A 9,064-nucleotide genomic window follows, 5' to 3' on the forward strand; every position below is an offset into this window, starting at 1 on the left:
CGGTGTGGCCCCGAAGTGGCCCGCGCCGGCGCAGAATTGGCCGGCCGTCCCGGCTGCCGCGAACAGGGTCGCCAACCCGTCGGTAACCGACCGCCCCGTCACCCGCCGGTGGACCTGTCCGCGCACGTCAGGCCGGGTGGGGTGACACCGGGTAACGGGCCCGGGGCGGGACGCGGCGGGCATGCCGGGACACGACGGACGGGCCCCGGGTTCGCAACCATCGGCGCGGCCAGGAAGAATCAGCACGCGTACGGCCGTTTCGATGGTCCCCGCCGCAGGCGGGGACACGCTGCACGGGGCAGTGGCTCTCGGCGGCCCGTGGCTTTTGAGAGTCTCTTTTTTACGCCCCACGGGGAGGTGGCAGACAAGTGGTGGAGCAGCTGAAGCAGCTGACGCAGCACGATCCCCGGCGGATCGGGCCGTTCGAGGTGCTCGGCCGACTCGGGGCCGGTGGCATGGGACTGGTGTATCTGGCCCGTTCGGCGTCCGGCCGGCGCGTGGCGATCAAGACGGTACGTACCGAGCTCGCCGAGGACCAGCTGTTCCGGGTCCGCTTCACACGCGAGGTCGAGGCGGCCCGCGCGGTCAGCGGCTTCTACACCGCGGCGGTGGTGGACGCCGACCCGCGCGCGGCGGTGCCGTGGCTGGCGACGGCCTACGTCCCCGCGCCCTCCCTGGAGGAAATAGTCAATGAGTGCGGCCCGCTGCCGGCCCAGGCGGTGCGCTGGCTGGCGGCCGGGATCGCCGAGGCGCTGCAGTCCATCCACGGCGCCGGCCTGGTCCACCGCGACCTGAAGCCGTCCAACGTGCTGGTCGTCGAGGACGGCCCCCGGGTGATCGACTTCGGGATCGCCTCCGGGGTGTCCAACACCCGGCTGACGATGACCAACGTGGCCGTGGGCACCCCCGCCTACATGTCGCCCGAGCAGGCCCGGGACTCGCGCAGCGTCACGGGCGCCAGCGACGTCTTCTCCCTCGGCTCGACGCTGGTCTTCGCCGCCACCGGGCACGCGCCCTTCCACGGCGCCAACCCGGTCGAGACGGTCTTCATGCTGCTGCGCGAGGGCCCCGACCTGACCGGGCTGCCGGACGAACTGCGTCCGCTCATGGAGTCCTGCATGCAGATGGAGGCGGCCCACCGGCCGTCCCCCGCCGACCTGCAGTCCCAACTCGCCCCGCACCTCTTCGGCTCCGGCAGCGACGACAGCGGTACCGCGTCGGCCTGGCTGCCGCCCGGCGCGGTGGCGCTCATCGAGAGCCGGCGCGGCGGCCGCACCGCCGTACCGCAGGACAGCCGGCAGGCGGCCTCCGGGCGCGGCCCGGGCCGTCCCGCGCCCGCCGCACCGCCCCTGCCGCCGTCGCCGCCCCAGGCGCCCGCGCAGGCGCCCGTGGCGGCCCTGCCGCAGCCCGCCCAGGCCCCGCCGCGGCCCGAGAACGCGCCCGCGGGCGCCGCAGCGGACGGCTGGCCCGGCCGGATCGGTGCCGGCCCCGGCGCCCACCGCAGCGGCGATCCGCGCGGCGCCCACCCCGGCCCGATGCCGCAGGCGCAGCCCGCCGCACTCGGCCCGGACGTCTCCACGGCCCGGGTCGCCCCGGTCTCCGCGGCACCGCCCGCCGCGCCGTCCCCGGCCGCCGCGCTCTCCGCGGCACCCGCCGAGGGCGCCGCGGGCGCCGCCGGACCCGTCCACCTCGGCGGCTCGGCCGCCCCGATAGGGCCGGGGCCGCGCGCCGACACCCGGGAGCCGCAGCCCCGCGGACAGGCCGGCGCCGCGACGAACTGGGTCCGGCCGCCCGGTGCAGGGCCGGTCGCCGGCGTGCCGCCGCAGGGCGCGCCCGGCGGTGCGCCGTCGCCCGAGGGCGCCGCGGCTCCGGCCGAGGCACCGCCCGCCGACCCGGGCCGCTGGCGCCCCTGGCGGTTCCGGATGTCCAACGACGTCTGGGGCACCCCCGCCGTGGACGGCGAGCTGCTCTACGTCACGTCCTTCGAGGTGCACGCGCTCGACGTCGCCAGTGGGCGGCGCAGGTTCAAGACCCGCGACGTCGCCTGGGCGATGGCCGTCGCGGACGGCCGGATCCACGCCTCGGACGGCCCCAGCCTGTACGCGCTGGACGCCACCGACGGCACCGACCGCTGGCGGCTGAACACCGACGGCTGGGTCTACGCCCTCAAGGTCGACCGCGGGACCGTCGTCACCAGCACCCGTGGCGGCGGCGTCCAGGCGTGGGAGGCCGCCACCGGCGAACTGCTGTGGGAGACCACGGGCGTCCAGACCGACTTCGAGACCGCCGAGGCCGGGCCGGTGATCCACGACGGCACGGTGTTCGTCTGGGCCGACGCCCGGCTGAAGGCGCTGGAGGCGCGTACCGGCGCGGAGCGCTGGTCGTACCCGGTCGGTGACGCGGCGGCCTGCGGCGGGGTGCCGATGCGGCTCCTGCCGGCGCCGGACGGGGCGGTCTACGTCGTGGCCGGCACCCGGGTCCTGGCGCTCGACATCGCGCGCGGTGACGTGCGCTGGCACTTCGAGGCGCCCGCGGTGTTCCTCAGCCCGCCCGCCTTCGCACCCGGACCGGCGGTCACCGGCGGCGGGGTCTACCTGGCGGACTACCTCGGCACGGTCTACGCGCTGGACCCGGCGGACGGCCGCGACCGCTGGCGGATCGCCACCGAGGCCCGGCAGTCCACCGAACCGGTGCTGGTCGCGCACGGCGCGGTCCACCTGGGCAGCGGCAAGGCGCTCTACACCCTGGACGCGGTGACCGGCACCCCGCGCTGGCGCTTCCAGGCGGGCGCGGAGGTCGTCGGCTCCCCGGTCGTCGCGGAGGGCCGGGTGCACTTCGGGTCGGCCGACCACTGCCTGTACACCCTCGACGCGATGGGCGGCCAGCTGCGCTGGAAGCTGGCGACCGGCGGCGAGATCACCGGCTCGCCGGTGGCGGTCGGCGGTGTGGTCTACGCCTGCAGCAAGGACCGCTGCGTGTACGCGCTGGACGCGGCGAAGGGAACGGGCCAGGCCCGGCGGTCCTGAGCCCCGGGCCCAGGCACCTCCCCGCCCTGCTGCCCCGCCCTACTGCCCTACTCCTCGTCCTCCGGAGGGCGGGGCTGCCGCTGCTCCCGGCCCCACTCCACGGGAGGGGTCGGCGGCGGGCGGCGGGCCGGCATGGTCGGCGGCGGCTCGTGTCCGTACGGCTCCTGCTGCGGCGTACGGGGCTGCTGGGGCGACGGTGGCTGCTGCCGGGCCGGTGGCGGCGGGGGGACCGGCGGCAGCGGCGTGGTGGGGGTGTCGTCGTCGGCGCGGTACGGACCGCCGGAGCGGCCCGGCGGCGGGGGCGGCGGCGCCCCGGTGCCCGCCGGCCCCGCGGTGTACGGCTCGGGGTCCCACTCCTCGGCGCCGGGGCGGCCGGCGTCCCACGGCTCGGGCGGGCCGGGCGGATAGGCCGCGGGCGGGTAGCCGGCCGGCGGACGGGCGCCCGGGGGATAGGCGGAGGGCGCGTCGTAGCGGTCGTCGGGCGGGTAGGGGCCGTACCCGTCGTCGTAGCGGCGGTCGTCGTAGTCGCGGTCGTCGTAGCGCCGGTCGTACCCGCGGTCGTAGACCCGCCGGTCGCGGCCCCGCATGACGAGCGCGCCGAGCAGCAGCAGGGCGCCGCCGCCGAGCGCGTTGGCCACGCCCACGCCCAGCCCGCGGGCGCCGGCGGTCAGTTCGCTCGCGGCCTGGCCCTGGCGCACCATCCACAGGATCGTGAAGCCGAGCACCACCACGCCGGCCACCGCGACCAGCGCCCGGGAGCGCAGCGCGACGCCGATCAGCGCCAGCAGCGCCGCGAACGCCATGGGCAGCACGACGGACCCGAACAGCGCGGCGCTGTTGCGGGTGATGCCGTTGAAGAGGTCCTCGATCCGGATGTCGCTGCCGTGACGGCCGTCGTACCAGGGACGGAAGGGGCTCCATACGGCGGCCGTCGCTCCGATGAGGGCGATCAGCGACCCGAGAACGTTGCGCACCACGGGCGTCGCCTCGCTTCGGATCGTTCGGTCATCCTCCGTGACCGACGCTACGCCTGCCCCTGGGCACCCGCTAGACAGGTTGGGCCGGACGCGCGCCGGGGCCCGCACGGGGCGTCCCGGGCTCTTGCTAGGGTGCCGTGCACGCGTCAACCCGCAGTCCGGCGGGCCAGGAAGTTTCCACGGGGGATGGGCGATCATGAAGCAGCGCACACGCATGGGCACGGCCGGCGACGGTGCCCGCAGGGCGGCGAGGGCGGCGGTGGCCGGCGGGCTGGCACTGGCCACGGTCGCCACGGTCGGCGGGTGCGCCTTCAGCCGCCCGCGGGTGGCGATGCCGACCGCCCTCGCGAGCCCCAGCGCCACCGGCTACGACTCGACCCCCACGGGCTACCCGACGGACAGCTACTCGCCGTCGTACTCGCCCTCGCCGACCGAGGAGACCTACGACCCGGACGGGCGGGCGGACGTCACCGGCAGCAACTGCGACTTCTCCAACTCGCTGCGCCAGTTCACCTACACGGTGTCCATCACCAACCCGTCGACAACCTCCTCGTACTCCTACGACATGGCCGTGAACTGGATGAAGGCCAAGCCGGCCGACGGCAAGGCGTACGGACTGCACGAGCGGTCCATCGTCGTGGGCCCCGGCGCCACCGAGACCTACACGGCCAAGTACACGGTCAACCAGTCCTCCATCGGGCGGTTCTGGTACACCTGCCAGATCACCCGGGCGCACAAGACCAAGATGTAGCCCGGACGTCCCGGCTGCGGCCCGGCCGCAGGTCATCTGACGTGCGGGGGCGTCCGCTCCTTCCGGGCGGCGAACAGTTCCGCCTGCCGGTCCGGCGGCAGATTGCCCAGTGCGATCAGCGCCGGGGCCTGCGCCCGCGCCTGCGCCCGGCCCGCCTCGTGGGCCGCCCACAGGGCCCGTACGGTGCCCTGGACCGCCTCGGTCGGCTGGGCGGCGAGGGTGGCGGCCCGGCGCAGCGCGACCTCGGCCGCGGCGCCCGGCGCGGTCAGCTCGGAGACCAGGCCGATCGCGTACGCGCGCGGGGCGCCCAGCCGCTCGGCGGTGCCCATCAGGGCCAGCCGCGCGGCCTCCCCGTAGGGCATCCGCTGCGCCATGGTGAGCGACTCGTAGGCGCTGACCATGCCGTAGGTGGTGTGCGGGTCGAAGAAGGTGGAGTTCTCGGAGGCGACGATGAATTCGGCCTCGCCCAGCAGGTAGAAGGCGCCGCCGCAGGCCATGCCGTCGACCGCGGCGATGACCGGCTTCCACAGGTCGTTGGCCTTCGGGCCGATGGTGAGCAGCGGATCGTCGAGGGAGTAGGGCGAGGACGGCTGGGGGACGTCGGCCGAGCGGTCGATGCCGGTGCAGAAGGCGCGGCCGCCGGCGCCGGTGACGACCGCGGCCCGTACGGAGTCGTCGCACCGGAACTCCCGCCATGCCAGGGCGAGTTCGCGGGCGGTGGCCAGGTCGACCGCATTGTGCCGCGCCGGCCGGTCGAGGGTGACCAGCGCGACGCCGTCCTCGACCTCGATGCGCAGGGTCATGGCCGCTCCAGGACCCAGCGCGGCACGGTCGGGCCTCCGGGCGGCGTGTGGAAGACGGCCTTCACCGGGGCACCGATCCGCAGCCGGTCCGGGGCGACGGAGTTGAGCGGGGCGTCCGCGGCGGTGACGAGGTTGCCGACGAGGCGGATGCGGGGGGCGTCGGCCAGTTCCACCACGATCGCGTTGTAGCCGGGCAGGTCCGCGTACGCGGGCAATAGCGGCGGGTGCGGGACGACGTACGACCAGATGCGGCCGCGGCCGCTCATCTTCCGCCAGTGGGCGGCGAAGGACTGGCAGTGCGGGCAGCACGGCCGGGGCGGGAAGCGCAGCTCGTCGCAGTCGGCACAGGACTGGACGCGCAGCTCGCCCCGCGCGGCGTACTCCCAGAAGGGGGCGCCGTCGTCGTCGACGACCGGTGTCAGCAGCATCTCAACTCCTCAGCAGAAGCGCGGAGGTGGGCACGCCCTCGCCCGCGGTGACCAGGCAGGTCGCGGCGCCCGGCACCTGCGCGGTGCTGGTGCCGCGCAGCTGCTTGACGCCCTCGGTGATCAGGTTGAAGCCGTGCACATACGCCTCGGAGAGGCCGCCGCCACCGGTGTTGAGCGGCAGCCGGCCGCCGATCTCCAGGGCGCCGCCTTCCGTGAAGGCCGCGCCCTCGCCGCGCCCGCAGAAGCCGTAGCCCTCCAGGGAGAGCGGGATGAGCGGGGTGAAGGCGTCGTAGATCTGCGCGACGTGCACGTCCTGCGGCCCGAAGTCGGCCTGCTTCCACAGTTGCCGGGCGGCGGTCCAGGCCGGTCCGGTCAGCGGGTCGTCGTTCCAGTAGTTGACCATCCCGTGGTGCTGGGCGGGCAGTCCCTGGGCGACGGAGTGGACGTACACGGGCCGGTGGCGGCAGTCGCGGGCCCGCTCGGCGGAGACCAGGACGCACGCCAACGCGCCGTCGGTCTCCAGGCAGTTGTCGAAGAGGCAGAGCGGCTCGCTGATCCACCGGGCGGTCATGTACATCTCGCGGGTCAGCGGGCGGTCGTACATCATCGCGGCCGGATTCTGGTTGGCCCGGTTGCGGCAGGCGAGCGCGACGTTGAAGAGGTGGTCGCGGGTGGCGCCGTATTCGTGCAGGTAGCGGCGGGCCAGCAGGCCGATCTCGTCGGCCGGGCGCAGCAGCCCGAAGGGCCGGGTCCACTGACCGGGGGTGGGCAGCTGCACCTGGGTGTTCTTCCAGGGCCGCGGTCCCGAGCCGCGCTTGCGGGAGCGCCAGGCGACGCCGACGTGCGCCTGGCCGGTGGTGATGGCGGCGGCCAGATGGGCGACCGTCGCGCAGGAACCGCCGCCCCCGTAGCCGACCTTGGAGAAGAAGGTGACGTCCCCGGCACCGATCGCCTTGGCTATCTCGACCTCGTCGGTCTCCTCCATGGTGTACGAGGCGAAGGCGTCCACCTCCGAGGCGGCGATCCCGGCGTCGTCGAGTGCGGCGACGATCGCCCGGCAGGCCAGCGTCTTCTCCGAATCCTGGAGCCGTTTGGCGAACGGGGTCTGTCCGATGCCGGCTATCGCCGTCGCGTCCTTCAGGGTCGCCCCCATCGCCACCTCCGGGGTCCGTCGTCCGTACTGACAGCCGAGGAGGCTACCGCTAATCTGACGGGTAGTCAGCTACCGGGCGGCCACCGGTCTCCGGTCGGCGGCCGGAACTTCTTCCGCGGGAGGCAGTGCGATGGGCGACGACGCGGCGGTGCGGGCGGACCTGGAACACGGCACCATCCCCCGCCTGGTGCGCGCCGCCGCCCGGCGGTACGGCCCCCGGGAGGCGGTGGTCGAGGGCCGCACCCGGGTGACCTACGCGGAACTCGGCGCACGCGTCGAGCGGGCGGCCGCCGCCTGCCTCGCCTCCGGAATCACGCCCGGCGACCGGGTCGCCGTCTGGGCACCCAACACCCTCGACTGGATCGTCTCGGCCCTCGGCGCGGTCACCGCCGGCGCCGTCCTCGTCCCCGTCAACACCCGCTTCAAGGGCACCGAGGCCGCCGACCTCCTGCACCGCACCCGCGCCCGGCTGCTCTTCGTCACCGGCACCTTCCTCGGCACCTCCTACGTGGCCGCCCTGCGCCGCGCGACCGCAGAGACCACCGGCGGACTCCCGCACCTGGAACAGGTGGTGGTGCTCTCGGACAGCGCCCCCGAGGGCTACCGGACCTGGAAGGAATTCCTCGCCGCCGGCGACCGCATCACGAACGAGGAGGTCCGGCACCGCGCCGACGAGGTCCAGCCCGCCGTCCCCTCCGACATCATCTTCACCTCGGGCACCACCGGCCGCCCCAAGGGCGCCGTCATCACCCACGAGCAGACCCTGCGCTGCTACGGCATCTGGAGCGAACTGGCGGGCCTGCGCCCGGGCGACCGCTATCTGATCGTCAACCCGTTCTTCCACACCTTCGGCTACAAGGCGGGCATCATCGCCTGCCTGCTCCGGGGCGCGGTGATGGTGCCGCAGCCGGTCTCCAGCGTGGACACCACACTGGCCAACCTCGCCGCCGAACGGATCTCGGTGCTGCCCGGCCCGCCCACCCTGCACCAGTCCCTCCTCGACCACCCGGCCCGCGGCACCCACGACCTGAGCGCGCTGCGCCTGGTGGTGACCGGCGCGGCCGTGGTCCCGCTGCAACTCGTCGAGCGGCTGCGCGGCGAACTGGGCGTCCGCACGGTCCTGACGGCGTACGGGCTCTCCGAGGCGAGCGGCCTGGTCACGATGTGCCGCCGCGACGACGACCCGGCGGTCATCGCCGCCACCTCGGGCCGCGCGATCCCCGACACGGAGGTACGGGTCCTCGCCGGACCGGGCGAGCCCGGCGAGGTGCTGGTGCGCGGCCACCAGGTCATGCGCGGCTACTTCGAGGACCCGGAGGAGACCGCCAAGGCAGTGGACGCCGACGGCTGGCTGCACACCGGCGACGTCGGCGTCCTCGACCCGGCGGGCAACCTCCGCATCACCGACCGCATCAAGGACATGTTCATCGTCGGCGGCTTCAACGCCTATCCTGCCGAAATAGAGCAACTCCTCGGCCGCCACCCCGACATCCTCGACGTCGCCGTCATCGGCATCCCCGACCCCCGCCTCGGCGAGGTCGGCAAGGCCTACGCGGTCCGCCGCCCCGGCGCGGCCCTCACCGCGGACGACCTGATCGCCTGGTCCCGCCGCGAAATGGCCAACTACAAGGTGCCACGCGAGGTCACTTTCGTGGCCGAGCTGCCACGGAACGCTAGCGGCAAGCTGTGCAAGCGGGGGTTGGTTTGATTCCTACGTACTTGGCTGTCCCGCCGTGGGGGTTGCTCGCCGGTGCGCTTTGCGGCGCCGCGTACGTAGTTGTCTGCTGCGCCGCGGGTGTTGGTCGCCGTTGCGCCTGCGGCGGGCTGGGTGTGTGGTGGGTGCGGTGACGGGCCTGCGGGGCCGGTGTTTGGGACTGCTGTCGCTTTACGTCCCAAACACCGGCCCCTCCGGCCCGTCCCCTCCCG

The 9,064-nt window shown here is 74.6% G+C and carries 7 protein-coding genes; 3 read left to right on the plus strand and 4 right to left on the minus strand.

The window, feature by feature from the left end:
* Positions 1-368 precede the first annotated feature (368 nt).
* Positions 369-3,026, plus strand: a complete 2,658-nt coding sequence (locus ACGF4C_RS38200) for a PQQ-binding-like beta-propeller repeat protein (protein WP_393573085.1) — start codon at positions 369-371, stop codon at positions 3,024-3,026.
* Positions 3,027-3,073: 47 nt separating this feature from the next.
* On the opposite strand, the gene ACGF4C_RS38205 is transcribed toward ACGF4C_RS38200, so the two are convergent.
* Entirely contained in the window at positions 3,074-4,003 is a 930-nt protein-coding gene (locus ACGF4C_RS38205) for a hypothetical protein (RefSeq protein WP_393573087.1), read from the minus strand.
* Positions 4,004-4,199: 196 nt separating this feature from the next.
* Here ACGF4C_RS38205 and ACGF4C_RS38210 point away from each other — a divergent pair, with 196 nt between their 5' ends.
* On the plus strand, positions 4,200-4,754 hold the full coding sequence (locus ACGF4C_RS38210) for a hypothetical protein (protein WP_393573089.1): 555 nt from the start codon (positions 4,200-4,202) through the stop codon (positions 4,752-4,754).
* Positions 4,755-4,786: 32 nt separating this feature from the next.
* Here the strand turns inward: ACGF4C_RS38210 and ACGF4C_RS38215 are convergent, their stop codons facing one another.
* From ACGF4C_RS38215 to ACGF4C_RS38225, 3 genes are read right to left on the minus strand one after another with little or no spacing between them, the layout of a single operon-like run.
* Positions 4,787-5,557, minus strand: coding sequence for an enoyl-CoA hydratase/isomerase family protein (locus ACGF4C_RS38215; protein ID WP_393573091.1), 771 nt, complete (start codon positions 5,555-5,557; stop codon positions 4,787-4,789).
* Positions 5,554-5,985, minus strand: coding sequence for a Zn-ribbon domain-containing OB-fold protein (locus ACGF4C_RS38220; protein ID WP_393573093.1), 432 nt, complete (start codon positions 5,983-5,985; stop codon positions 5,554-5,556). The genes ACGF4C_RS38215 and ACGF4C_RS38220 overlap by 4 nt, the downstream gene beginning before the upstream one ends.
* Before the next feature lies 1 nt (position 5,986).
* Positions 5,987-7,138 (minus strand): lipid-transfer protein, encoded by a 1,152-nt coding sequence (locus tag ACGF4C_RS38225; protein WP_393573095.1) that lies wholly within the window; start codon positions 7,136-7,138, stop codon positions 5,987-5,989.
* Between the two features lie 130 nt (positions 7,139-7,268).
* Here ACGF4C_RS38225 and ACGF4C_RS38230 point away from each other — a divergent pair, with 130 nt between their 5' ends.
* Positions 7,269-8,846: a FadD3 family acyl-CoA ligase gene (locus ACGF4C_RS38230; RefSeq protein ID WP_393573097.1), complete on the plus strand. Its 1,578-nt coding sequence runs from the start codon at positions 7,269-7,271 to the stop codon at positions 8,844-8,846.
* Positions 8,847-9,064 lie beyond the last annotated feature (218 nt).

The organism is Streptomyces sp. NPDC048197, assembly GCF_043202395.1.
Classification (GTDB): Bacteria; Actinomycetota; Actinomycetes; order Streptomycetales; family Streptomycetaceae; genus Streptomyces; species Streptomyces siderophoricus.